At 56.2% G+C, this 23,116-nt stretch carries 22 protein-coding genes; 10 read left to right on the top strand and 12 right to left on the bottom strand.

Annotated elements, in window-relative coordinates; genetic code table 11:
* Positions 1 to 10: 10 nt before the first annotated feature.
* The 6 genes from ACZ48X_RS21550 to ACZ48X_RS21525 form a co-directional block, all read right to left on the bottom strand.
* Entirely contained in the window at positions 11 to 733 is a 723-nt protein-coding gene (locus ACZ48X_RS21550; RefSeq protein ID WP_336350438.1) for a hypothetical protein, read from the bottom strand.
* A gap of 112 nt (positions 734 to 845) precedes the next feature.
* A complete protein-coding gene (locus tag ACZ48X_RS21545; protein WP_336350439.1) occupies positions 846 to 2,531 on the bottom strand; it encodes a hypothetical protein in 1,686 nt (561 codons plus the stop codon).
* Between the two features lie 11 nt (positions 2,532 to 2,542).
* Positions 2,543 to 3,574 (bottom strand): nucleoid-associated protein, encoded by a 1,032-nt coding sequence (locus ACZ48X_RS21540; RefSeq protein WP_336350440.1) that lies wholly within the window; start codon positions 3,572 to 3,574, stop codon positions 2,543 to 2,545.
* A gap of 120 nt (positions 3,575 to 3,694) precedes the next feature.
* Positions 3,695 to 4,357, bottom strand: a complete 663-nt coding sequence (locus ACZ48X_RS21535; RefSeq protein ID WP_336350441.1) for a hypothetical protein — start codon at positions 4,355 to 4,357, stop codon at positions 3,695 to 3,697.
* Between the two features lie 4 nt (positions 4,358 to 4,361).
* Positions 4,362 to 4,733, bottom strand: a complete 372-nt coding sequence (locus ACZ48X_RS21530) for a hypothetical protein (RefSeq protein WP_336350442.1) — start codon at positions 4,731 to 4,733, stop codon at positions 4,362 to 4,364.
* Between the two features lie 138 nt (positions 4,734 to 4,871).
* Positions 4,872 to 5,297 carry a hypothetical protein gene (locus ACZ48X_RS21525; RefSeq protein ID WP_336350443.1) on the bottom strand — a complete coding sequence of 142 codons (426 nt, stop codon included), beginning with the start codon at positions 5,295 to 5,297 and terminating at the stop codon, positions 4,872 to 4,874.
* A 133-nt stretch (positions 5,298 to 5,430) separates the two neighbouring features.
* Here ACZ48X_RS21525 and ACZ48X_RS21520 point away from each other — a divergent pair, with 133 nt between their 5' ends.
* Positions 5,431 to 7,188 (top strand): DEAD/DEAH box helicase, encoded by a 1,758-nt coding sequence (locus ACZ48X_RS21520; protein ID WP_336350444.1) that lies wholly within the window; start codon positions 5,431 to 5,433, stop codon positions 7,186 to 7,188.
* On the top strand, positions 7,181 to 8,341 hold the full coding sequence (locus ACZ48X_RS21515; RefSeq protein ID WP_336350445.1) for a hypothetical protein: 1,161 nt from the start codon (positions 7,181 to 7,183) through the stop codon (positions 8,339 to 8,341). The genes ACZ48X_RS21520 and ACZ48X_RS21515 overlap by 8 nt, the downstream gene beginning before the upstream one ends.
* A gap of 6 nt (positions 8,342 to 8,347) precedes the next feature.
* On the opposite strand, the gene ACZ48X_RS21510 is transcribed toward ACZ48X_RS21515, so the two are convergent.
* From ACZ48X_RS21510 to ACZ48X_RS21500, 3 genes are all read right to left on the bottom strand, one after another.
* Positions 8,348 to 9,052, bottom strand: coding sequence for a hypothetical protein (locus ACZ48X_RS21510; protein WP_336350446.1), 705 nt, complete (start codon positions 9,050 to 9,052; stop codon positions 8,348 to 8,350).
* A 737-nt stretch (positions 9,053 to 9,789) separates the two neighbouring features.
* Positions 9,790 to 10,824 carry a tyrosine-type recombinase/integrase gene (locus ACZ48X_RS21505; RefSeq protein WP_336350447.1) on the bottom strand — a complete coding sequence of 345 codons (1,035 nt, stop codon included), beginning with the start codon at positions 10,822 to 10,824 and terminating at the stop codon, positions 9,790 to 9,792.
* Positions 10,814 to 11,173 (bottom strand): DUF5805 domain-containing protein, encoded by a 360-nt coding sequence (locus tag ACZ48X_RS21500; RefSeq protein WP_336350448.1) that lies wholly within the window; start codon positions 11,171 to 11,173, stop codon positions 10,814 to 10,816. The genes ACZ48X_RS21505 and ACZ48X_RS21500 overlap by 11 nt, the downstream gene beginning before the upstream one ends.
* A gap of 750 nt (positions 11,174 to 11,923) precedes the next feature.
* On the opposite strand from ACZ48X_RS21500, the gene ACZ48X_RS21495 reads away from it, so the two are divergent.
* Complete coding sequence (locus ACZ48X_RS21495) at positions 11,924 to 12,442, top strand: hypothetical protein (RefSeq protein ID WP_336350449.1); 519 nt, start codon at positions 11,924 to 11,926, stop codon at positions 12,440 to 12,442.
* 310 nt (positions 12,443 to 12,752) lie between these two features.
* On the top strand, positions 12,753 to 13,808 hold the full coding sequence (locus ACZ48X_RS21490; RefSeq protein ID WP_336350450.1) for a PDDEXK family nuclease: 1,056 nt from the start codon (positions 12,753 to 12,755) through the stop codon (positions 13,806 to 13,808).
* Positions 13,809 to 13,931: 123 nt separating this feature from the next.
* On the opposite strand, the gene ACZ48X_RS21485 is transcribed toward ACZ48X_RS21490, so the two are convergent.
* A complete protein-coding gene (locus ACZ48X_RS21485; RefSeq protein ID WP_336350451.1) occupies positions 13,932 to 14,798 on the bottom strand; it encodes an alpha/beta fold hydrolase in 867 nt (288 codons plus the stop codon).
* Positions 14,799 to 15,302: 504 nt separating this feature from the next.
* Here ACZ48X_RS21485 and ACZ48X_RS21480 point away from each other — a divergent pair.
* From ACZ48X_RS21480 to ACZ48X_RS21455, 6 genes are all read left to right on the top strand, one after another.
* Positions 15,303 to 15,500 (top strand): hypothetical protein, encoded by a 198-nt coding sequence (locus ACZ48X_RS21480; protein ID WP_336350452.1) that lies wholly within the window; start codon positions 15,303 to 15,305, stop codon positions 15,498 to 15,500.
* 213 nt (positions 15,501 to 15,713) lie between these two features.
* Positions 15,714 to 16,259, top strand: coding sequence for a hypothetical protein (locus tag ACZ48X_RS21475; RefSeq protein ID WP_336350453.1), 546 nt, complete (start codon positions 15,714 to 15,716; stop codon positions 16,257 to 16,259).
* A 114-nt stretch (positions 16,260 to 16,373) separates the two neighbouring features.
* Positions 16,374 to 17,840 carry an amidohydrolase family protein gene (locus tag ACZ48X_RS21470; RefSeq protein ID WP_336350454.1) on the top strand — a complete coding sequence of 489 codons (1,467 nt, stop codon included), beginning with the start codon at positions 16,374 to 16,376 and terminating at the stop codon, positions 17,838 to 17,840.
* A gap of 64 nt (positions 17,841 to 17,904) precedes the next feature.
* Entirely contained in the window at positions 17,905 to 18,768 is an 864-nt protein-coding gene (locus ACZ48X_RS21465; RefSeq protein ID WP_336350455.1) for an alpha/beta fold hydrolase, read from the top strand.
* Between the two features lie 553 nt (positions 18,769 to 19,321).
* Positions 19,322 to 19,855, top strand: coding sequence for a hypothetical protein (locus ACZ48X_RS21460; RefSeq protein ID WP_336350456.1), 534 nt, complete (start codon positions 19,322 to 19,324; stop codon positions 19,853 to 19,855).
* Positions 19,856 to 20,375: 520 nt separating this feature from the next.
* Positions 20,376 to 21,785, top strand: a complete 1,410-nt coding sequence (locus ACZ48X_RS21455) for a hypothetical protein (protein ID WP_336350457.1) — start codon at positions 20,376 to 20,378, stop codon at positions 21,783 to 21,785.
* A 254-nt stretch (positions 21,786 to 22,039) separates the two neighbouring features.
* On the opposite strand, the gene ACZ48X_RS21450 is transcribed toward ACZ48X_RS21455, so the two are convergent.
* Both ACZ48X_RS21450 and ACZ48X_RS21445 read right to left on the bottom strand, forming a co-directional pair.
* The gene (locus ACZ48X_RS21450; RefSeq protein ID WP_336350458.1) at positions 22,040 to 22,726 is read right to left on the bottom strand and encodes a CRISPR-associated protein Cas4; all 687 of its coding nucleotides are present in this window, start codon (positions 22,724 to 22,726) and stop codon (positions 22,040 to 22,042) included.
* Positions 22,623 to 23,087, bottom strand: a complete 465-nt coding sequence (locus tag ACZ48X_RS21445) for a hypothetical protein (RefSeq protein ID WP_336350459.1) — start codon at positions 23,085 to 23,087, stop codon at positions 22,623 to 22,625. The genes ACZ48X_RS21450 and ACZ48X_RS21445 overlap by 104 nt, the downstream gene beginning before the upstream one ends.
* Positions 23,088 to 23,116: the final 29 nt, after the last annotated feature.

Here is a 23,116-nt window from a genome sequence, read left to right as displayed (position 1 = left end):
GCCTGACCGACTACTGCCGGATGCTCACCTCTGGGATGACGTCGTCCCAGACAAAATCCAACTCGCCTTCTAATTTCTTCGTATCTGCCGAAGTGACGTTGACACTCTGTTCAGTCCACTCGATCTCGTCGAAGACCTCTTTCTTCAGTTCCGGATTCGTCTCTACGACGGGACGAGAGAAATCTCCCTGATGAGACGTTTCAACCCGAATTGGCTCCGTTTCCCAGGTCTCTCCTGTCTCTTCGACCTCATCCAATGGCTTCCGATCCCCGAACCGGATGTCAGTATCACTTCCGTTTGGTGGAGCAGCCTCAGAGTGTACGTAGAACAGGTCAAACTGGGCGGATTCACCACGGTTCAGATCGATCCTTGTGGGTGATTCCGACTCGTTCCATGTCGGAACCAGATCGATGACGTATCTCTTCTGAATGGTTACCTCGTGTAACTCCTCTCCATCAGGGCCAAAGTCAGGCACTTTCTCGGTCGTCTCACGAAAACCAACGAGCCGGATTCGGGGTTTGCAATTCGAGGCGACCGACCTCCCGGTATTCGAGATTTCCACACGGTATTGACCCCACGCCATCGACTCCTCTGGATGCGACTCTCCTTCCTTGAGAACTCCCGAAGTGAATTCAAGTTCGGGACGAGAGATGAACCGCCAAATCCCCTTCGCACCGAGAGTGGCGACGAGACCGCCGACAGCACCAGAGAGTAACGTTGTTACGATGCTCATTTCCAACAGTTCACAACAGCCTCTGCGGTGACAGATATAGTAGGCGGATTTCGAGTATGTGATCAGAAGATGTTTGCTGTGGTGATTGATTAGTGGCGCCGGCAGACGGTTCTCAATTCACGATGGATTCAATTACTCCAGTGAGGGCCCCCTCAAACCACGTCAGGTCTATGATGGCGTATGCGCAGAGACCGAGCATGACCGTGAACAGTACGTAGTAAATCCACAGGTCGATCTTGAACTGCCGCTTCATGTCTTCGCTGCCGTCGCCCTCTTTGATGCCGTTGAACGTGTTCTCGTCAATTCGGTTTTCGTACATCGAATAATATTGTTCCCGACCGTCTTCCGTGGCCTGGAACTGTTGACTCAGACTGTAAGCCGTTCGAAGCCCCAGGGCGATATACACGATTACAGGGATCAGGGAAGCAGTCAGGGCGGTTTGAATCGCCGTGATGCTCGATAGCTGTGAGATTATCCCTGCCCAGGTGATTGCCACGTATGCGACCATTCGAAACAGGTCTCGATTCAGGTTGTTGGCCAGCCCCCTTCGAATGTCAGAAAGCTCTCGATGCGTGTTGAAGACGTATTCAGTGACGTCCTGCTGGACTTCGACGAATTCCTCAATGCTGTCTCGGATGTAGAACTCGAAGTTCGACCTGACGCTCTCTCCAATGTCACCGATCTCCGTGATCATCCCGGAGACAGTCGTCGAGTAGAGAGTGGCGATATTCCTGAAGACAGAGATTCGATCGGTCGTTCGCGAGCTGTATATCCAATTGAAAAGTTCGATGAAGGTCTCGACAGTCTCCTGGTCAGCATCTGCTAATCCATCATCTACAGCACTTTCCTCGAGCGTCAGTCCCTCCTCCTCACTATTCAGAATGAGATCCGATTCTATGACTCGGCGACCGTTGATTCGAACTTGCCATCCGTCATCCGTTACTCGGCTAACGTTCGAGACGCCCAGAATCCCAGAAGCTAGTCGATAGGGACGGAAGAGGGAGCGAAGTTGGGCTGCGAACTCGGACTGGGAAGAGGAGTCAAGTTTCGTGTAATCTGGGGGGAGGTACTGGTCGTCAAAGTGGTCAATGGCACATTCCCGGCGAATTCGCTGATACTGGTCGCTGATGTACGAGTCCCGCTGGAAGAAAGACTCCAGATCGGGTTCGCCAAGACGCTCCGGGGGGAAGTAACCCACCTCGGGGCCTGAAACCGCCTGATCCAAATTCCGGATGATGAACAACCGCTTGCCCTCGTCACAATAGAAGACATCCTTCAGTTCTGCGAACGAGGAATCCTGAATGTCACTGATTACGTCGGACTTCTCGAAGTAGTAGCTTGCACAGCAACTTTGGTCAAGTTGGCTCTGAACGTACTCGTCGATGTGCGATCCGTCAACTACGTATTGAAATTGGCAGTCGATAGAACCCGCCTCTACTAACGAACGGATACAGTCCTCAAGGTCGGCTCTGGAAGATACCGAGTTGCTGCGAAGAGATTGAATAGCCGTCTGAGCATCATCCTGGCTAAATAACCGACCAGTGTCCGCATCATTGTCGGAGCTGTTGGTAATCGTTACGTCGCCCGAGGTCTCCCAGAGGGCCCGATACTCGAATGAACCAGCCTGATGGTCGAGTTCAAAAACCAGGTTACGACCATCAATAAACTCGCGTATATTCTCGACAGTATCGAAGACTGAGCCGAGTGCCTCGGCGGAGATGTCGTCTTCGATTTTCAGACGACGGCCAACGACCTCGGTTGCCCAGTCATCCTGAAGTCGGTCGATAGACGATTCCAAGCCAGACAACATTAGCTGTCTAGTACTTCCGTGTCGAGTTCAGTTCCGCGTATTGTCACGGTTACCCCATCGTCGCTCTCTTCCTTTTCAACCATGTCCTCCGCAGTCGACGGGAAGCGGACGCGTATCTGTTTGTCGACCTCGTACTTCACTGTACTTGGCAGGTTCTCTGTATCAATGGCGAGAGCATCTGGATTGTCCACCCCAAGGCGATCTGCCAACTCATCCCGTGAAACTTCCCGACCGACGATGTCGCTCGCCACCTCGGTCACTTCATCGATTCCGACGATACCCGAGTCTGTGCGGTCTTTCAGGTCTCTAAAGCGTGAAGTATCAGCCCCGTCAGCACTCTGCCCTGTATGCTCCTTCTTTAATTCACTCACTACCTCAAACACGTTCTTCGCCTGCTCCAGAGAGCCCTCCTCTATATCACATTGGAGGAACTCGTGGAAATAGTCAGAGACAGAGCCGGACTGATAGAATTTGACATCGCCAGGAAGTCGATAGCCTTCCGACTGCACAATCGGATAGATGAGGCCCTTCTGCAGCTCTTTCGGTTCAGGGAATATGTCCTCCAAGTCCAGTTCTTCGATACCTCGATCGTCTGCCAGTTTCAGTCGTTGTTCCTCAACTAGATCCAGCTTGAGAATCGAGACAATCTGGTGTTCGTCATCGTCGAGAAGAGTCTCTCCAGAAATCGTGGCTTGGATGATAAACAAGACGCCATCGTTTGCTCGAGGGTGTATCTGTGAATTCAACTCTTCGGCTAGCGCCTTCGATGCTGCCTCAAAATCGTCAGGAGAACCATCAAAATCGGTCGTTCTCGCCGTTTCTAGCCACTCTTCTGAATCCGTATCTGAAGTGACAAAGTCGCCACGCGTAACGTCAGCTATGTCGGTTTTCACCACGACCTGTTGGATGTACCGTTCGAAGAGTTCCAAGTCCTCGTCGACGTCCCCACCGACCGATTCCTTCCATTGATTTGCATTGTCGAGATCAGGAGAGACAGGTGAATAGGTCATCGAATGTATCTCCGAATTCATGTTGAAAAGTGCAACTAACGCGATTGGTAATAGGTTTTCCCTTGGATCCTTGGTGGGCACTCAGGTGCCCAAATACCAAGCATCAGATCGGAAGGATCAAAATTTCAGGCCCCGTGAGAGCTAATTCTCAGTAGCCATCGTAAGTACCTCAGAGACGCCCGCCTCAACTGTTTCCCGTTCGAGTGACTCAACCATCTCCATCTCTTGTCGAGTACGGTGACTCGGGTACGACTCCCGTTCCTCGTGTCGGCTGGGGAGTTTCCGAACGACATCGTGGAAGTTCACGTCGACGACTTCCAGGAGTTCAGGAGATTTCTCGGGTCTTGCTTCGATATTCCACCGCACCCCATCGGTAGTAATTCCGACCGTGGCTTCCCCCAAGTCGCTCTTCAGGTAGTCCTCCATCTGCTCTTTGCCGTATTCGAATTTGTTCGGAGTCTTCACCTCGCCGATGACGGCACAGTCCAGGCCACAGTCGAAGTTCTTGATCGCGAAGTCCGGACGCGTCTTGTCCCACTTCGGGTAGCCATACGGCTGTGCCCAGCACTCGTAGTCGAGGAGTTCCAGCGTCGGCCAGATGAGATACTGCTCGACGAACCGCTCTGGGTGCTGTCCGAGCTTCTTTCCCTTCAGGTATTTCCCTTCTCTAGCGACGTTAGAGAGATGAACCGGGACATCACGGCGAGAGAACTCGTCGGCGAAGTTCTCGTAGACCCGAAGGAGCTGCTCCGCAAGCCCGGAGTGATCGGTGATGCTGGTCGAGGTAATCTTTTCAGAGGTCATCGGTTCAGAAGTCGTCCCTGTGCTTCTCGTGGAACTCTTCGATCGAACTGCAGTCGTGGTCGTCGCGACGCGTAATCCATCCGCCGAATCGGTATCGTCGCCAGCACTTCTCGCCATCGATGAAGACGGGATTATCGCCAACGTCAGGGTCGAGCCGTATCGCATTCGTCCCGTCTTCCTTCTCGACGATGGAATCCCGGTCGAGATACTCGTTCCCGTGCTTGGGCCGAGCAGCCTCCTCCGTCACCGCACGTTCGTCGCACGCGTCGCAGACGAGGTTCGCATAGTTCGATGCGAAATCAGGGTCGTAGCCCTCAAACGGTTCGCCGCAGATGGCGCATACTTCCTGTGGTTCTCCCGGTGGATATTCGACCATACTCGAATCAGTAGATGCTGTAGCCGCAGTTCGGGCAGTCGTACCCGGTCGCTTGGTCGTGCGTACTCACCTTCAGTTGCTTGCCGCACTCGGGACACCGAGTTTCGATGTTCTCGACCATATAGAATTGTAAGCACCTCAGAGGCCGAGGCGCTGCTTGACCCAGTTCTTCCACTCGAACTTGGTATCGTATATCTGGATCATGGTCAGCCGTTCCTCTTGTGGACTACCGTTCGGTGGATGATACTCCACGCGTGGCTTCCCAGCAGGATTGGAGTCGATCAGGTACTCCCCTCCTCGGCGTCCCTCGATCTCAAGTATCGGACGTCCACCACGACCGAATCCGATCTTCGTTACGTCGTAGGCTGCCTGGTAATCCATCGTCTCGCCAGCCCACTCGACCAGGTACCGTTCTGGTTCGCTCCTGTCGAGCTTCTCGATGGCATTCGAGACGCCGTTCGACGTCGGCGCCGGCGACCCATACAACTCAAACTCGTCCATCTCGACCGACCCATCGAGGTCGTCCTCGTCAGCCACATCATCGGGAGTGCTGTCCTCGGTCATGAAGACAATATCTGACCCACTGATAATATAATTTGGCAGTAACGAGTGCAGCTCAACCCGTTCGACTCGACGCAATCGGCGGGCTTCGGCCAGGGGAAACACAGAAACACCTCCGATGAAATGATGGAAGCAGATGTCGAGAGAGAATCTCGTGGAGGTGGAGTTCCGCCACGAGGACGAGGATACGTTACTGGCTGACGCTGGGGAGTCGTCTTCCATTGTGGAACATCTCCTTTCCGTTCAGGCGAACCGACTCCAGGCTGGCCAGCCCGACTCCGAACTCCGTTCGCTCTCACACCTCGACGAGGAGAACGTCAAGCTCCTCGAACATCAGGTAGACGCCGCCCATCGCGCCCTCTTCGAGATGGGTGGAAAGGCCCTCCTCGCCGACGAAGTCGGCCTGGGCAAGACCATCGAGGTCGGGATGATCCTCAAGGAGATGCACTACCGTGGCACCGACGACGCTGTACTCATCCTCACCCCCGCGCAGCTCGCCCAGCAGTGGCAGGCCGAAATGCTGGAGAAGTTCGGTCTCGACTTCACCTGCAACTACGACGACGACTTCGCCGGCTTCGACGGTCACGACCACATCATCGCGAGCATCGACACGGCAAAGAGCGAACGACATCGCTCGACCGTCCTCGCTCGCGACTGGGACGTCCTCGTGCTCGACGAGGCGCACTACGTGAAGAACGAGGACACCGACCGCTACGGGCTTCTCGAGCAACTCTCCTACGACTACGCGTTCTTCCTCACTGCCACCCCTATCCAGAACGACGTCACGGATCTCTACAACATCATCTCACTACTCCGTCCGGGATTGTTCGGTACTCGCGAGGCCTTCCACAACTACTTCGTCAACACCTCACAGGAGACGCTGGTCAATCGGAACGAACTCCAGACGCGGCTACGGGAAGTGATGATCCGCAACCGGCGCGAGGAGACTGACATCGACTTCACGCCACGTAACGTCACGACGCGTACATTCACACCCTCGCCAGCAGAGCAAGACCTCTACGAGGCCGTCACGGACTACGTGCGCACAGCGTACAGCGAAGACCAAGGGCAGAAGCTCGTCCTGATGATGCTCCAGAAGGAGGTGGTCAGCAGTCCTGCTGCGCTGAAACAGACCATCGAGCGCCAACTCGACGTCGAAGACGGACGACCCGCACACGCCGACCAGCTCGAACAAATCCTAGAGTGGGTCGACGCCGTCGAGAAGCCGACCAAGCTGGAACAGGTGCAACGGATCACGAAGGAAGCACGAGAACGCGTGGACATGGGACGCGTGATCGTATTCACGCAGTTCCGGGCCACCCAGCAGTCCCTCTTGGACACCCTCTCCGACGAGGGCTACACCACGCACGCGTTCCACGGCGGCCACTCCAGCGACGAGAAGGAAGAAATCGTCGAACGGTTCGAGGAGGAAGGCGGTGTGCTCGTCTCGACCGACGCGATGAACGAGGGACGCAACCTCCAGTTCTGTAACGTGATGGTGAACTTCGACCTCCCGTGGAACCCGATGAAGGTCGAACAGCGCATCGGCCGTATCCATCGCATCGGACAGGAACGAGAGGTCTACGTGTTCAACATCGCTCTTGAGGACACCATCGAAGAGTACGTTCTGGAGCGACTCTACCACAAGATCGATTTGTTCCAGCAGTCCGTCGGCGAGCTGAGCGAGATTCTGACGCGCATGGAGGAGACGGGTCGCAACTTCGAGGACGAAGTGTTCGAGCGGCTGGTCGGAGCGGGTTCAGAGGTCGAACTCGAGAACGACTTCGATGCCATGGCCGTCGACCTGCAAGAGCAGCGTGACCTCGCCGAAAAGATCGAGGACTTCAACGGTGGCGTCTTCGAGGGGTTCGACCTGGGGGCGAGCGATGACTGACGCCGCGATGGCCGTCACCGAGCGCGCAGTCGAACGGTTCGTGGAGGCGTACCTCGTCTCTCTCGACGCCGAGATTCGAAAAGACGGCCGTCGCTGGACGGTTTCGCTGCCTGACGATGTTGACTCCGAACTCGAACTTGAGGACACCGTACTGGAGATTGCCAGCGATGCGAAGGAGGTCGGCGACGATGCACTTGCCATCGCGCCGGAGAGTGCGTTCGTCGAGCGGCTACTCGACGAAGCCGCAGACAGGGTACCGGTCGGGTCACTCGAACTCACGGAGGAACAGTGGCGAATTGAACTACCCGCTTGGATTACTGCCGGCCCAGTTGACGTGGTCGATCGAACGTTCACGCCCTACTACGACCGTCAAGCCCTCTGTGCGTTATTCCACGTCGGAATCGAGACGGTCAGCGAATATCAGACGGAGGAACTCCGTTCCCTCGCTGTTGACCTCAACGATGAAGAAGAGCGGCCAGGACTTGCTGAGACCTATCTGGAGTTAACGGATGGTGAGCAGCGGGAACTGGCACCTGGGCGTCCCGTCGACGACACAGCACTGAAGAATGCCCTCGGGACAGTTCGGAGTAATATCGAGAACGAGGTTGCACCGGTGGTTCACGAAACACGGGAACGGGCAACGCGTGCCGCGAAGGTCGAACTGGAGGAGTATCGAAAGTTCGTCCAGCAACGACGCGACGAATTGGAGGGCGAGATCGACAACATGAGTCATCGGATCGAGGATGCGACCAGCACCATCGATAACGCGTCCGAGCAGAAAGACCGAGTCGAAGCACTCCGCAAACGGAAGGAGCTCCAGGCAGAACTCGATGACCTACGCTCTGAGCTCGAGGAACTAACCACGAAGTTGGAGAACGACTTCCCCGAAAAGCGCCGGGACATCCGAGACCGCCACTCGCTGACCGTCAGAATCCGTCCAGTCACGACAACCCTGGTGTCCTACGAACGCGGTGACCTCGACCTCACGCTGAAAACGGATGACGCATCTGCTACTGTCTCCTACTCCTACGCGATCGGGGCAGGCGTGATGGAGGAGGTTACCTGTGAACACTGTGGGACGGCAGTGACCACTGAAAATCCGCTTACCTTCGACGGGAACAGTAGGATTGGGTTGGATTGCTGCGGCGAGTGATGGCCGTTATCGCCCGAATCGGTAGATCAGGAGATTGCAACTTTCGTTGAGAACGTTCCCAGACAGCGCGTCCACGGTCGAGTCGGCAGTCGAGACCGCGAAGCCACATATTGTAGCGGGATCCTTGTATCCGATGTCGGACAGGGCCTCCTCTAACTCTGGCACAAGCTCCGCTTTGCCGACGTCGATCGTCGTTACTCCCGCGTCTCTAAATGCGTTGAATGAGGCCGGCGTCCTCGAGAGTAGGATTCCGCCCGAACGAAGGAAGGATATCTCTTCCTGCAAAACATTCACCAACTGGTCTTGCCGTGCCGGGTCGTCAAGAGCAGCCGACCAACCGAGGTTTGAGAATTCTGCGTCGCCAGACCAGCCCAATAAGTTGTTCTGGTCGATGAGGTCGACGATGTCGTCGCGGAATGCGGCCTCTGCCTGACCACGATAGAAGTTCCACAGATTGGTCTTCTGTACGGTAGGTTGCTTTTCTGCCTCTATCAACTCTAGGAATGTTGTCGGGATATGGAGGTCGCCAAGACGTGGCTCTGTAGGAGTCCGGCCGAGGGTTGCCTGTGTCTGCGATGCGAAGACCGTGGATTTTGTCAAGCGGTTGAGTGAGCGGCTGGCAGTGAGCAGGGATGGGTCAATCAGAACATCAATCGGCGGTTGCAATTTGCCATTTAAATCTTTTCGGAGCTGGTCGTTCCCGGCAATCATGACAAGCCCCTTCAATCCGGACACTGATAAGATACGGCGATACTCCGATCGATTCGACAATCCCCCAGAACACCTACGGACTGACGGTCAATGCTACGACTGAGGCTGGCTGGGTCGTCCAAATCCGTTCTACTACCCCAATTATAGAGCCTACGAACCGTAATATGATATCGTTCACACGATCACGTATACCTCTCCTTTTTCGACTAGTACCACGGCCAAATCCGTGCTAGTATAAGAAATATGGTGTTAGAATAAACGGATATCCGTCAGGTATTATAATCTAGCAATCGAACGGGCATGTGTTAGGATGCGTGTCTTAATTGTTGACGACAGCCAAATCATGGTTTTCGAACGGCTCCCAGCGCCGGATATCGGATTACTTTGGCTTGGTAAGACTCGAACGTGATGTAGACCGACATGTATAGCAGCAGCAGCGAACAGTTGATACACGAAAACTTGTCTGGGCTGCACGCAAATGGTGTCTCTCAATACTATACCCTACTAATAAAAATTTCCTGTCGTTAATCATATATTCTTTCTTATTGGAATTCCCTAATCCTTCGAATCCGTGGGTCGAGCATCGTAAGTAGAGAGTAGCCGGGCGAGCTGCTATAGCTGTACTCCACCACATACCTTTCCAGAACCGGAGTGAGACCGGCTGAACGAACTGATCTACAGACATGACCTTAATTACGGGATTGACACCAACAAGCTCCTAGGAAAGAGCGAACAACCTAGTATAATTCGTAGATGTTGGCGAGGTACTCTCTACGAACCTCGTTGCCCCAATTATGGGTATATCGATCCATCACATCGTCTCCCTTATCTCCTCGAAGATACTTTACGGTCAGCTCGTCCATTCTGCGTTTTGCGTGGGTCGTGAAGAAATGCCTGAAATAATGTGGCGTGACGTTCTGTGGATTATATTTGCCATCCCTCCAGCCCTCCGCGCTTGCTCGTTCTCGGAGTTGGCCTTGGACTGTGGCTGGGGTTAGTCGTTGATTGAGCCTCTTGGTGATTCCACCCTGTCCTACAAAGAACGGTCGCTCAACGACGTCCACCGTGGGACGCGTGTTCAGGTAGTAGACCAGAATTTGTTTGAGCTCCGGATCAATAGGGAAGAATGTGACCCGCTTGCGTTTGTTGCCAGCTTTGCGGATCTCATTACGATATTCGGTACCCATGTCAATCTCATTTGTTACATAGATTGTATCGGGGCGACCATCCAGTTCCGTACGGCGAGCTGGATAGCACTGCTGGACTTTCGGGTGGTCAAGGTACACGTCTCGGAGGTCGAGATTCACGATCTCGCCCACCCGCATACCCGTCTTGGCAAGCATGGTGAAAACCGCAAGCAAGAGGGGGTTTGAGAACCCCCGCTTGAGAAATGAGCCCATCTCGCTTACAGAGATATCTCTTCGTCGCCGATAGCCCTTTGTAAAATCTCGATCCCTAGTTACTATCCGGAACGGGTTCCGATTAATTATCCCCTTATCTCTCATCCACTCGTAGATTTTGTTTAGGGTAGATAGATACGACCCTGCCGTGTTCGACTCGTGTTGATCTTCAAGGTTATTTGCAAACCTCCTCGCTTCAGGGGTGTCTATCTCTTCAGCAGAGATACCTTCAGGAATCAGAATTTGATCTTCGAATTTCCTGACAATTTCTTCATATGTCCAATTCCTGTTAGGGGTGAGATTCCGACCGGGGAGTATCTCTTGTAAATAATGCTGGAGCGGACTCTCGGGATAATCGTCTTCACTGCTCATGTAGCTTCCACCCACCTCTGCTGGGAGAATGCTCGATTTTGCCTGCCTCTTTCATACCTCTCAGAACCCGCTCCACCTCTTGCGCATGGCGGTCTATGAGTGGATCCATGAGATCGTCCCAGCTCCTGAATGAATCCGTCGTGAGTTCGTCCTCGATTTTTTGTCTGAGCGACTGCTGCTCATCAGTCTCGAAAGGCGATGTATCGTCAAATTGGTGACGACCCGCCTCGACCATAACGCGAATATATTCTGCGAGGCTTTCGATGCCCTTATCGTCCATGTCTGATTCCCAATCATCTCGTCTTGGCTGTTCGACCCGTATGGTTATCGGGGAGTATTCTTTTTGCATGGTATAGTTCACCTCTCGTGAGCAGTTTCCAGATGCCCGATTCGGTCACGGTCGCTTGGTAGATATCCAGCTTTCACTTCACTAGCCACAACTCCGACCATGCACAAATAACTTTTCTAGCATATCTAGAATATACCCTTGGGCCTTAGAAAGCAGTTTTGGGGCAGATAGCGAATATAACGATAAGAAAAAGCACAAGTATAAAGTGGGCGGGGTCACCCCGCGGCCAATAGAACCTCACATCATGAGAGGGGGATCTGCGGCCGATTTCGTGGATACCGGGATACGTGGCCAAGTGGTAGACGTGGTAAATCGAATCCTCAAGAGAGTCCACGTCCAGTACATGAGACTAGGGACTCAAACGCGAGACAGGAGCCCAGAGAAGATTTACGTCGTCGTTCGCCTGCTGAAGTGTTTCCAGAAGGTAGACGAACCCATAGTAGTCGAATGTGGCCGAGCCAGCCGAGAGAAGTGGCGCTGTTCAAAAAGGCGCTGGAGATGGGGGGTCAAACCGACCACGGACGAATACGTGTGGTGATGAACTGGCTCGGAGTGTATCCAAGGAGAGGTTGGAACCAATGACGTCCTGCTCCAGTGCTAATCAACTACCTCTACACAGAATACGCTGAAGCAGCATTCTCTGAGGGTATAGCAATATGAAGCTTCGTTCGCCAATCTCATTCTTCCACACTTCGCTTGTTTCGGTCTCCGGAAATATATTGAAGGCACCGCAAGAGGATACACCATCACATGCTGCTTGATTTCATCGCAGGGAATTGGAACGACGCGCTCACCGTCTTAACCGCCGGTGTGGCTGCCTACACTGCCTATCATCAAATCCAATACTACCGCGCCCAACAAGCCAGCCTTAACATTATCTCTATTGATGAGCCGACATACGAGCCACGAGCACAGAATGCGTACGGAGATATTGTTCCGACCAACGAGATTGACGAAACTGAACTTCGAGACACTAAGTATTCGCTCGAAGTTGTGCTGGAAAATGACGGTCGGGAACCGACTACATTGTCCGAGTTCACGCTCTCTCTTCCCGATACCGAGGAGGAACTATTCCTCTACAACGACCGAACGAGGACAGGATGGCAACGCTCTTTCGTTGAGTTCGAGGGAAACGAACGAAAGCAGCTCAATCTTTTTAACTCCGGTGAGGTGCGTGACACGTACGGGCAGGACGTTGAAGCGATCCTCTGTCTTGATTCGACTGCAGACGTAATTGAACAGCCCGTAATGCTTCGTTGCTCTGTTTGATATTCACGGTCAAATCCAAGACAGGGCACCCCCCGGATGCGGGTTCTCGCGGTATCAACAACCTCGGTTAGTATGCACAACCGACCGGACGAATAGTTGTAGTCCTGTACGCTGTCGACCCTGACCTCCGAAAGGTCGGATTCAGTGGCGTCACAAATCCGTCAAACCCGTCGCCTTGGAGATCTTCTCAATACTGGGCCAGCAGAGTTACATCGGGGAATGGTGGACACTACCCATGCGCACTTTTGAATTGGTACGCGGGGAGAAACCAGTAGAACGCGAAGTTGAACCGTTCCAGTCGGAGGGTAAATTGGAGGAGTTGCTTCACAGTGTCCCCTCACTATTACTGGAAGAGGACGTTCTGATTATTGGACGGCAGGTCGGGGTGGATACCGGCACGCTTGATTTGCTTGGCATTGATAAGTACGGGAACGTCGTGGTTTTCGAGCTGAAGAAAGGGGACAGTGGCTCTGGAAGTGCGTCTGAAGGGTCGATTTTGAGCCAGCCACAGGAGTACGCACAGGCCCTGCACTGGCTCACGTACGAGGACTTGGATGACATCTTCACTGAGTACTCCACCGAGGTTGGTGCGAAGGACTGGCCCGGATCCGACGGCCTCGATGGTGACTCCCTGCTCGACGCGTTCGAGAGTCATTTCCGAACGACACTGCCGCAAGAGACGTTCAATCAGAACCAGCGGATGGTCATCGTCGCAGAGGAGATCACCGACCGGACGGCTGCAAATGCCAGATACCTCCGAGATGAGGGGCTACACCTGCAGTGTGTCGAGGTACAACGGTTCCGGCTCTCCACGGATGCTGACTCGTCACCGGTGCTGGTGGCTTCGACGGTCGTTGATTATGACGAGAAACGCGTCCAGCCTCGTGAAGAGGATGCCATCACCTATCCAGAGATCAACGAGGCAATCGTCTCGCGGGCGTTCCCTGCGTTCAAGGATGTAACCCACGCCACCTCACCCGAAGAACTGTTTCCTGGCGGCTTCGATCATCGTGAGCCACGCATGCACTCGCAGCATCCTGAACACCCAGATGCCGTTCGGTACGCGCTCCGCGTCAAGCCGTTAGAAGAGGGTCATGTGCGGCTTTCGATCGACGTGACCTCACGTGGGCTGGAGCTGGAAGAAGTCGACAAGACGGCCTTGACGGGCCGCATTCGGGACGCAACGGATTGTTTTGAACAAAGGGGGTTCCACGTCGACCAGTCACGGAACACGTACCGGATCGTCACAGCTCATTGGGACGTGGACTCGGTAGCTGACGTGCGCGACGAGGCATTCCTTGATGAAGTGGCCGGCCGCTATGCTGATCTCGTCACCATCGGTCACGAGACCTTCGTCGATACCTGAACAAGGAGATGACCCTGCGGACGAGAAGAACCTGAGCTCGCGCATTCTCAATAGCGACCGGGCATAGGAGGACTTCTCGTTTAGAGCCCTTGGATGGTTCGAATTGGCAGCCTTTGACACAACTTAAGCGGGACTATCACCGTTCTCGTTTGGACTCCCAGGAGTCACATCATCGAGGAAGTCACGCAGCACCTCCGTGAACAGGTCGGGTTGTTCCAGCATCACGCCGTGACCTGCATCCTCGACTTCGTGGACGCGGACGTCCGTCGGAGCCCGTTCTAGCTGCTCGGCCTTGTCGGCGATGACGTTTCCCGTCAGTTCACCGTACGCGTAGAGGACTGGAACGTGGAAGTCGGTCGGGCTCGTCCCGACGTAGTCCTGACCGGCCGCTATGAGCTTCGACCGTTCGTCGGTAGATAGATCACTCATAGCCTCGTTCGCGTATTCCGAGGGGGTGAGTCCCAGTTCGGGCACCTCCTCCTCGGGGCCCTGCTCCATGTCTTTAACCCGTTCAGCAATGAACTCCATCGCGTTCTGGAACCGCTCCCGACCGATAACATCCTCGATGCGGTTGAGAACCGGTTGGAGCCGGAACATCGTTCGCTCGAACACGTTCTCGCCGATGTCCGTGCGTGCGTCGGCGAAGGCGAGGGCAGCAACGTCGTCCGGGTGCTGAATCGCGTACTCTGCAGCGATCAGTCCGCCGTACGAGTGTCCGCAGAGGATGGGACGCTCCACGTCCAGTTCGTCAAGTAGTACGTGGAGGTCTTCCACGAGGAGTTCAATCGAATAATCTCGCAGAGATGAGGCTTCGGTCTCTCCATGGCCGCGATAGTCGTAGGCGATCAGCTCGTACTCGTCCTCGAGCGCGGCCATCTGTGGGCGCCACGAGCGGTGATCCCAGCCCAGGCCGTGGATGAACACGACCGGGGGGCCGTCCCCTGTTCGTTCGTAATACGTCTCCACTCCGTTGGTCGCCACCTGCGGCATGGTCACAACACCTGCAGACTCCTGTATAATGGCATCGGAATGACATTGTTCGGCGCCACTGGCCAAGGCTCTGCACTGGGGATAGTCTCTACTCCGCGGAACCAAGGGGTAGTGGGTCGTCGAGAGAACGACCCCGTGAGGTGATGTGATTAAACCGGCGAGTCGTCCACGCGTGGATGGCTGGGCAATCCAGTCACTGATCACGTCCACGCGTCGCGCGAGTTATCACCAGTTCACACGTACATCGCCGATCACGGTAACGCCGTTGACAGCGGCGGGATAACACAGGAACCAATAGCCGGTCGTTCCGTCGCAATCTCGGACGCCATCACCGATGACGAGAGGGAACTCGTCGCCGAGGCCATCCGAGCAACCGAACCTCGGACAAACGCCTGCTTTGCCAACGCCCTCGAAATGTGGGCGTACGATTGTCGATTCAAATACGCTGAGGGCTTCGCTGTCGTCTCGGAGACGGACATCGGCGGTCTCGAACACGCATGGTGTATGCTTGACGGGGACAAATTGGTGGACGTGACGAGGCCGTTCGTCCACTATCACGGTGCCGTTATCACAGATGACGATACGCTACGGCACCACTACGAGAGCGAGGTAGGAGACGGTGTTATTGGCAACCATGCCAACCGATTCGAGTTTCTCCGAGAGGAGGGGTACATCGACGAGGACGACGACCGAGAAGGCTGATCGAGGTCGTCCCGGGGTTGGGACAGAAGCAGCATCCACTGGAACGGTTCGAGAACAACGCGAGGAGGAGGATGTCGTGTCTGCCCCCCTCCATTGTTGCCAATCAGCCAACTTTTTTGTGTGCCACCGCTGACGTACTCGCCAGTGGGGTGAGACTGGATGTCACTGGCTGATGCACACAGACCGACGAACACACGCGAGCGGTACCGCTTGATGACCGATGCGGCATCCCGACCGTTCACGGCCGGTGCTGTCGCCGTTCCCCTGGTGCTTCCCGTCCTGGGCTACCTCTCGAACGATGTCCGGATCATGTTCACCGTCCACCTCTTCCTCGGGGCGTTCTGGTTCGGAACTGCGGTGCTCGGCGCGGTCGTCCTCGGCCCCGTCATGGGGAGTCTCTCCGAGGAGGCCAACGTCGAGTTCGCCGAAGGCTTCGTCCCGAAGATGAACCTGCTGATGGAACCGGTCTCGGTCGGCGCGATCGGGTCTGGGATTGGCCTCGCCAGCATGCTGGGACTGTGGGCATCCCCGACGCCGTCACTGTGGGCGGCGCTTGCGATCGCGATTGCGCTGCTCGTTCTCGGGTTCGGCCCCCTCCACAAGTTCACGGCAGGGATGTTCGACGAGATCGCCGCCGACGAGACCGACCACGAGCGCCTCGCCACGTTGAACAAGAAGTACGGCATGCTGAGCCTGGTCGAACTCGTCCTGATGATCGCCATCGTCGCAACGATGTCCGGCCTCCGATGGGGGTTCTAACACCGACCGCCCCGCTGCACGAGCCTCGGTCTTCGCGTCGTCCAATCGCCCGAAGACTGTTGCTTCGGACTAGTATCGACAACCTTGACGCGACTGCCGGTTCAGGCCTGACATATGACCGTTGACGTCGCTATCTCCGATGCGCTCGTTCTCACCGTCGACGAGCGAAACCGCCTGTACGAGCGTGGCACGGTGCTCGTCGAAGAGGGTCGGATCACCGAGGTTCGACCGTCCGAGGACGGCGATGGAGAGATCGAGGCCACGCACACAATCGACGGTGACGGGAGACTGGTGATGCCGGGACTGGTCAATGCCCACACCCACCTGGAGCTGACGCCGCTGATCGGGGCGTTCAGCGACCTCGACCTGCTGGAGATGATGGGCAGTATGACGGCCATCTACGGCCGCCTCGGCGAGGGCGACTTCGACTATCTGGTCGAGGCCGGGTACGAGCTTGCCGCCCTGAACTTCCTCCTCGGGGGTGTCACGACCACCAACTCGATGGACGTCCGGCCGAGTGCGGGGGCGGAGACGTTCGGCGAGGCGGGACTCCGCGGATTCTTCGGCCCAACCATCACGGATATGTTCTGGGATGTTCCCGTCGACGAGCAGTTCGACCGCGCTCGGGCATTCATTGAAGAGTACCACGACACCTACGACGGGCGCATCCGTGCGACGATCTGCCCGCACGACGACTGGTCGTGTACGCGCGAGCTGTGGGAGCGCACCGCCGAGCTCGCTGCCGAGCACCCCGACCTGCTCGTCCACACGCACCTGCTCGAGCTCGAAGAGAGCAACACGATGGCGCGCGCAAACGGGGGCAGGGATTCCCTTGGCCTTCTCGAGGAGGTTGGCCTCCTCGACGACCGGCTGGTTGCGGCTCACTTCCGCGTCGCCGACGAGACGGATATCGAGCGCACTGCCGCGGCAGACGCGTCCGTGGCGCACTGTCCGTCGGTGTTCTGCTACTGGAACCCGGACGCCGACATGCAGTGGACACCCGTCCCGGAACTGCGGGATGCGGGCGTCGACGTCGGGCTGGGCATCGACGACCACTACTGGCACGACTCCTACAGTCTGTTCGGTGAGGCCCGACAGGCTCGCCTCGCGGCCAACGTCAAGCGGACGACCGGCCAATACTCCTCGATGGAACTGGTGCGGATGCTGACAATCGAGGGGGCCCATGCGCTGGGGGTCGGCGACGAGATTGGGAGTATCGAACCCGGAAAGCGGGCGGACATCATCCTTCTAGACGTGGACAAGCCGAAGTTCACACCGCTGACGAACGTGCCTGCCCACGTCGTGAACAACGCGGCGCCCGCCGACGTGGAGACCGTCATCGTCGACGGAGAACTCGTGATGCAGGATGGGACACCGATGACTATGGATACCGACGCGATACAGGAACGCGTGGAAGCGGTGGTCGAACGCTTCGCCGACGAGATGGGCTGGGAGCTACACGTTGGTGGTGGAGAGCCACCGGGAACCGTCGAGACGCTCCGGGAGCTACCCAAGCGTGGGCCCGCCCGCCTGCTCTCGCGCCTGGCACTCCAATCGGCGCGTGACACGTTCTCCTTCTGAACCACCGATGTCCAACTCACCGTTCCCTCCTGGGTACGTCCGGTTCGACGATGTCCGCAGTTCGATGCTGGAGCCACGCCAGGTACGGGTCTCGGAGTCAGTCGCATTGGAGACGATTCACGTGGCCGGATCAGAGCCGGCGGTCGTGTTCGTCCACGGCGGGCTCGGTTCGCTGTGGAACCCGTATCCACAACTGGACGCGTTCGAGGGCGAGCAGGAGTTGGTGACGTATGCGCTGGCTGGAAACGGGAACTCCACGACGCGTCCCGAACAATCGCTCACCGGGCACATCACCGATCTCAGAAACCTGCTCGACACGCTCGATATCGACCGACCGATTGTCCATGGCCACAGTTACGGCACCGCCATCGCGCTCGAATACGCCAAACGCCATCCGACGGCTGGACTCGTCCTCCACGCTGGGGGTGATCACGACCTTACGCCGGCGTGGGAGAGACCGTTGTTACGGTTGTTCCTGGCGCTGCGATTGTATCGGCTGCCTGCGAACGACGCATTAATTCGCCAGCTCGCCTACCGCGTCGGCTTTCACGAGGGGACGAAAGAGGCCGTCATCGAGGATTTCCTGCAATCGAACCCCTTGCCGCGCCGCCGCTCGGCCTGGACGACCGTGACCGAGGCGTTCTGGGGCTACGACGGACGCCCCGACATCGAACGGGTCGACGTACCCACGCTCGTCATCCACGGCCCCGCCGATGGGATCGTTCCGGTCGCTGTGGCCCGCCAGACTGCACGTCGGCTCCCCGAGAGCGTGTTCTGCCGTATGGAACGCACCGGTCACGTCGCGATGATCGAACGCCCAGCTGCGTACAACCGTCTCCTCCGAGCACTCATCATGGCCGTCGAAGAGGAATGCGGTCTCGAATCGACGGTTCGCGACTGGATCGGCGAGCATACAGCGAATGACTGACCCCAGGAACATCCGTGCTGTGAAGGTGGTCATCGATGATCTCCGAGTGTGTCATACAACAATTCACTCACTCATCCCGTTCTCTCAATTCGTTAGATACAGCTTCCCCATCGACAATCACAGGTCAGCAGCCACCGGTCGCATCTTGATGGTAAATTCTAGTGAGAGTAAGTCTGGTCTATCCACGACATGTACTCCCTATCGGTCAAGTTGAACCACGATCATCGTGGGTCGAAGACCAGATTGCATTCGTAGCAATAGTAGCGGGCTGGATCATCGTGCGGATTCTGAGTCACTTCCTCGTCCGTATTACACCAAAGGCACATCCACGTCGAAGGCTTGGCCGCTTTGTCACAGTATTTACAGTGTGTTCGTGCGGGGAGTTCGTCGGGTACCTACTGGCGTTACAGGTCGGGCATGCGATATCCTTCACAGTCTAGATATCGGTCAGCTAGTCCAGAACAAAAATACGTCGCCCCGGGAGGTCGAGAGAGCCATCGAAGCCACCCCCGCAGACGACGGGGCTATATTCGTCACCACGAAGTCACTGATAATGGCGACGTATCAAGTGAGACTATCGAACTACACCGACGAGTTACCCGAAGACGACGAAGAAGTCGATAAGTTTCTCGTGACGGAAAATGAAACGGGGGCAGACCCGCTGGAGAGAGTTATCAGTTTACTCCTTGAGCTTCGAGATGAGTTTGAAGCCAAAATCCAGTCAACAGGTGGGATGTCAGAAGCAGACCTTCCGCACACCTTCCACCCTCCGAACCTCCTACCCAAGCAAGAACTGGGCTATCGCCTTATCAACCACTGGGAGGATGCACTGAAGAAGGATTCGCGTGTCGACGAGAGCTGGCTCGAGAAGACGCATGAAACTGAAAAGAGTCGCGAGTACGGAATGCACTTCGTCATCGAAATAATCACGCTTCATATCGAGGTGGGGCCTATTGAGATTCGGCTTATGCCTGACAGGGTAGATGAGATTTGTTCGGGAGAGGACACGCTCTGGGGTGGAGATTTTTTTAAGCCGGAGCCCACCGTTGCTATTCAGGATCAAATTGCCAGCATTTCAGAAGAATAGCAGATTCTGACCAGGAGCCTCCGGGTGACACACCACTACTGGGTTCCGGTGGCTTCTCCCATATAATTCGGTCTCAGATCGAAGTGGGAAAAATTGCTTTCTCCTTGTGTTGACCAGCGCACTGATGAGTACGCAGGCTTGACTGAACAGACCATTCACCCTCACGAGAACTGAAACCAACGGGTTAGCAGACTATTCTATGTCACCCCCTGAGCTCCGCTAGCCCGAAAAGACCATCTTCCTGACTCCCTACGACATGACCGTGGCCGACGATCTCTGTGACCGGGTCGGATTCAATGACGACTCGCTTCGTCAAGAACATCGTCAAACGACTCCCTCCCGAGCAAGAGTGAGACAGTGAGTAATGAACGTGAGCAAGTCATGAGCGGCATCCACCTCAACCTCCTCACTGTAGTTGCGAATGCCAGAATCTGTGCATCGATCGAGAGGGTCGGGCGAGGGATTGAGGAACAACCCCTCCAACGGCCTATTAAACACGAGGGGTCTAACTACACCGTAGATGCGCGAACGAGACGAACAGCCAGATGACAGCGATCCTCAACCCGACGGATACGAGGCCGAAACTACAACCGACATCGTCGAGTGGGCTGTAGGCGACTGGCGGCCCGGACGTACCTTTGAGGAGATCGGGCAAGTGATGGAGACGGTGAGAGAGGAGGGAATCGACTCGGAGGAAGGTGCTCGTCAGTCCGCTACTCTCCTTCGCGAGACGATGGAGTACGCCGAAACCTTCGGAATACGGCTCCTATGCGAATTCGAGGACGCAGACCAGATTTCGGATCGGTTAGCGAGCTACCAGCCTGACGAGGTGAGAACCTTCTATCAGCACGTCGCTACGGAGAATGCGGAGTCGTTCTGCAACTTGAAGGACGAGATCGATGGGGGCTATGCCGAGAACCTACAGTCGGCCTTTGGCCTCTCCGAAGAGGTCGCGGAACACGACATCTTCTCTTGGTTCAAGAGCCATCTCCGCCGAATTGCCCACTTCTACACGAGCTATTACGACATCTACGGCGCCAAGAAACATGCCCAGCGGTACGAAGTTCTCAAACTGGAGGAGTTCGAGACAGAATTTCCCATCGAGCTGGAGGCCGAGGACACGAGGTACGTCCTCTTCATTCCGCAATCAGATGGTGAACCCGTTCCGATTGCCGTCGACGCCCGGCTACTGGCGAATTACTCATTCGGTGTGGCGCGGCGAGTTCGCTCTCTCTCTGACGCCATTGCGAGCAAAGATCAGGACGACGAGAAGAGAGAACTGACGCTAATACGAGATGACCTCGAATCGATACTCGACGAATATCGTGAGGTCAGATCGGGGGAACCGGACGGGTTCGTCCTGTACGGCAACTTCGAAGAAACCGAGGAGATTCAACGAATCTTCCAGAGACCCGCGACCATTCAGTACGAGAGCGGAGAGTTGCAGTTCCACGTCGTCGACGAGGAGGAGTATGGGCCGTTCACAGTCCATTTCGAGGGCGCATCTCGCATAATGGGGACTGCGAAACAGACCGTCACAATCGACAGTTTCGAGGTCACGAGTCGATTGACCGTCGACCAGTACGAGGAACTTTGGAAGCTCCACTCGGCTATGGAGGAAGGGGAGGTCAAGAGTATGGGGCTGTACCTATCCGGACAGAAGGCCGGTGAGGGGTTGGAACATGCTTCTATCGAGGAGTGGCTTCCACCCGATGAAGCGGTACAGTTCCTCCGTACCGACATCGTGGAACGGGAGCATATCGACCTTCTGAAGGCGATGAACCAAATGTACGAGAGGGAAATTCTGTCGCCAGCAGACCTGACTGATGAAGACCTTCAGCTCATTCGCGACTGCTTGGACGGTCGGACAACGAACGACTTGACCGGGGAAGAGATTCGAGGGCTTGCAGAGCAGATGTTCGATCTCTAAGCGTCCGAGATGGGACTGGGCCCCGGAGTTACTATCGCGGGGGAGATGGAACGTAGTAGTTCACCATCGAGTGGCTCCCTGATGGAACCGCGCGCCTTCTGGAGGCGGGGGACATTGATGGCGGGGAGCCTATTCCCACAAGTGGCCACGTCCTGTGGCACAGACTCCACCTCGGTAGCGGGAAAATCTACTACACCGAAAACGTTGATGACTCGGCTAGGTACTATCGGGCCGATTCGTAGCCTGATACGAGATTAGTCGCAGCGGCACAGGAGGTCGAGAGTTGTCAGCTCATCGCCGTCAGCACACGCTGGACAAACGGGCGGGTTCGATGTTGCGTTCAGTTGGCTCGAATCCCATCTGTACTCGGTTTCACACCGCGGACACATCCAGTTCATCACCCCATATTCAACGGCGAGGTCGGGATACTCGTGACCTAGCGCCGGCGTGAGCGCGGCGTCTTCGTGTGCCTGCAGGTACTCAACGACCTGCTCGCGTGGATAGTCGACGAGGTCGGGCAGGAACCCGCGTGGCTCCTCGTCCAAGTACGGTTCGTCGCTCTGGCCGCAGCGGTGACGGCAGTCGCAGTAGCGGCACTCCCAGCCGTACTCCGGGTTGCCCGGCGGCAACTCGCCCTGCTCCCGGTACGCGGTGTGGTCGGCGGCCCACTCGACGACCTCCTGCCAGAACGCGTCGTCGAACGGCAAAGTATACGCGCGGAGATCCAACGTCTTCCGCGAGCCGTAGATGACGACCGCCTCGTCAATCTCACGGTCGTGCTTTTCGGCGAGACTGCGCATGTAGGCGTGAACCTGTGTGCGGTGTTGGCGGTTGGGGTCATCGATGTCGGCGACCTCCTCCTTGGACTTTACCTCTGTCCGAAGGATGGGCTCGGACTCCCGGTCGACGATGCAGGGATCCGTCACGCCCTTGAAACGCACTGTCCACCTCGGTCGGTATCTCGAAGTCGACCCACATCGAGTTGCGTACGTACGCGTCCGTGTCGTACACCACGTCACGGAGGTACGGCACCATCACATCCTCCTCGAAGTGGGTGCCTGCCCAGAAGATGCCCTCCGGCTTTTCACGCTCCGCCGGCGCGTTCTCCTGTCGGTAGAACACCTTCCGATGGCACTGGAGAAGACTGCTCGGCGAGTGCTTCTCCGCTGGTGGAACCGGCGACAGCCCGTTGAAGTACGGCTGGCCCTCTCGAATATTCTTCTCCCACTTCCGCTCTCGATACCATTCGCCGAAGGGATCGCCGTCGATCTTCTCGGCGAAACGCTCCTCTTCACCTGTCATCGGGGCGATACACCTCCTGAGAGTGAGCA

The sequence above is a fragment of the Halorubellus litoreus genome (assembly GCF_055378595.1).
This window is presented reverse-complemented; position numbering and strand designations above follow the sequence as displayed.

Excerpts from the sequence above, each read along its gene's own strand:
- ACZ48X_RS21500 (WP_336350448.1), bottom strand. The coding sequence starts at position 11,173 with ATGCAAAAAGAATACTCCCCGATAACCATACGGGTCGAACAGCCAAGA.
- ACZ48X_RS21530 (WP_336350442.1), bottom strand. The coding sequence starts at position 4,733 with ATGGTCGAATATCCACCGGGAGAACCACAGGAAGTATGCGCCATCTGC.
- ACZ48X_RS21480 (WP_336350452.1), top strand. The coding sequence starts at position 15,303 with ATGCTTGACGGGGACAAATTGGTGGACGTGACGAGGCCGTTCGTCCAC.
- ACZ48X_RS21460 (WP_336350456.1), top strand. The coding sequence starts at position 19,322 with ATGGCGACGTATCAAGTGAGACTATCGAACTACACCGACGAGTTACCC.
- ACZ48X_RS21510 (WP_336350446.1), bottom strand. The coding sequence starts at position 9,052 with ATGATTGCCGGGAACGACCAGCTCCGAAAAGATTTAAATGGCAAATTG.
- ACZ48X_RS21470 (WP_336350454.1), top strand. The coding sequence starts at position 16,374 with ATGACCGTTGACGTCGCTATCTCCGATGCGCTCGTTCTCACCGTCGAC.
- ACZ48X_RS21445 (WP_336350459.1), bottom strand. The coding sequence starts at position 23,087 with ATGACAGGTGAAGAGGAGCGTTTCGCCGAGAAGATCGACGGCGATCCC.
- ACZ48X_RS21455 (WP_336350457.1), top strand. The coding sequence starts at position 20,376 with ATGCGCGAACGAGACGAACAGCCAGATGACAGCGATCCTCAACCCGAC.
- ACZ48X_RS21535 (WP_336350441.1), bottom strand. The coding sequence starts at position 4,357 with ATGACCTCTGAAAAGATTACCTCGACCAGCATCACCGATCACTCCGGG.
- ACZ48X_RS21485 (WP_336350451.1), bottom strand. The coding sequence starts at position 14,798 with ATGCCGCAGGTGGCGACCAACGGAGTGGAGACGTATTACGAACGAACA.
- ACZ48X_RS21540 (WP_336350440.1), bottom strand. The coding sequence starts at position 3,574 with ATGAATTCGGAGATACATTCGATGACCTATTCACCTGTCTCTCCTGAT.
- ACZ48X_RS21475 (WP_336350453.1), top strand. The coding sequence starts at position 15,714 with ATGACCGATGCGGCATCCCGACCGTTCACGGCCGGTGCTGTCGCCGTT.
- ACZ48X_RS21550 (WP_336350438.1), bottom strand. The coding sequence starts at position 733 with ATGAGCATCGTAACAACGTTACTCTCTGGTGCTGTCGGCGGTCTCGTC.
- ACZ48X_RS21515 (WP_336350445.1), top strand. The coding sequence starts at position 7,181 with ATGACTGACGCCGCGATGGCCGTCACCGAGCGCGCAGTCGAACGGTTC.
- ACZ48X_RS21525 (WP_336350443.1), bottom strand. The coding sequence starts at position 5,297 with ATGACCGAGGACAGCACTCCCGATGATGTGGCTGACGAGGACGACCTC.
- ACZ48X_RS21465 (WP_336350455.1), top strand. The coding sequence starts at position 17,905 with ATGCTGGAGCCACGCCAGGTACGGGTCTCGGAGTCAGTCGCATTGGAG.
- ACZ48X_RS21505 (WP_336350447.1), bottom strand. The coding sequence starts at position 10,824 with ATGAGCAGTGAAGACGATTATCCCGAGAGTCCGCTCCAGCATTATTTA.
- ACZ48X_RS21520 (WP_336350444.1), top strand. The coding sequence starts at position 5,431 with ATGTCGAGAGAGAATCTCGTGGAGGTGGAGTTCCGCCACGAGGACGAG.
- ACZ48X_RS21495 (WP_336350449.1), top strand. The coding sequence starts at position 11,924 with ATGCTGCTTGATTTCATCGCAGGGAATTGGAACGACGCGCTCACCGTC.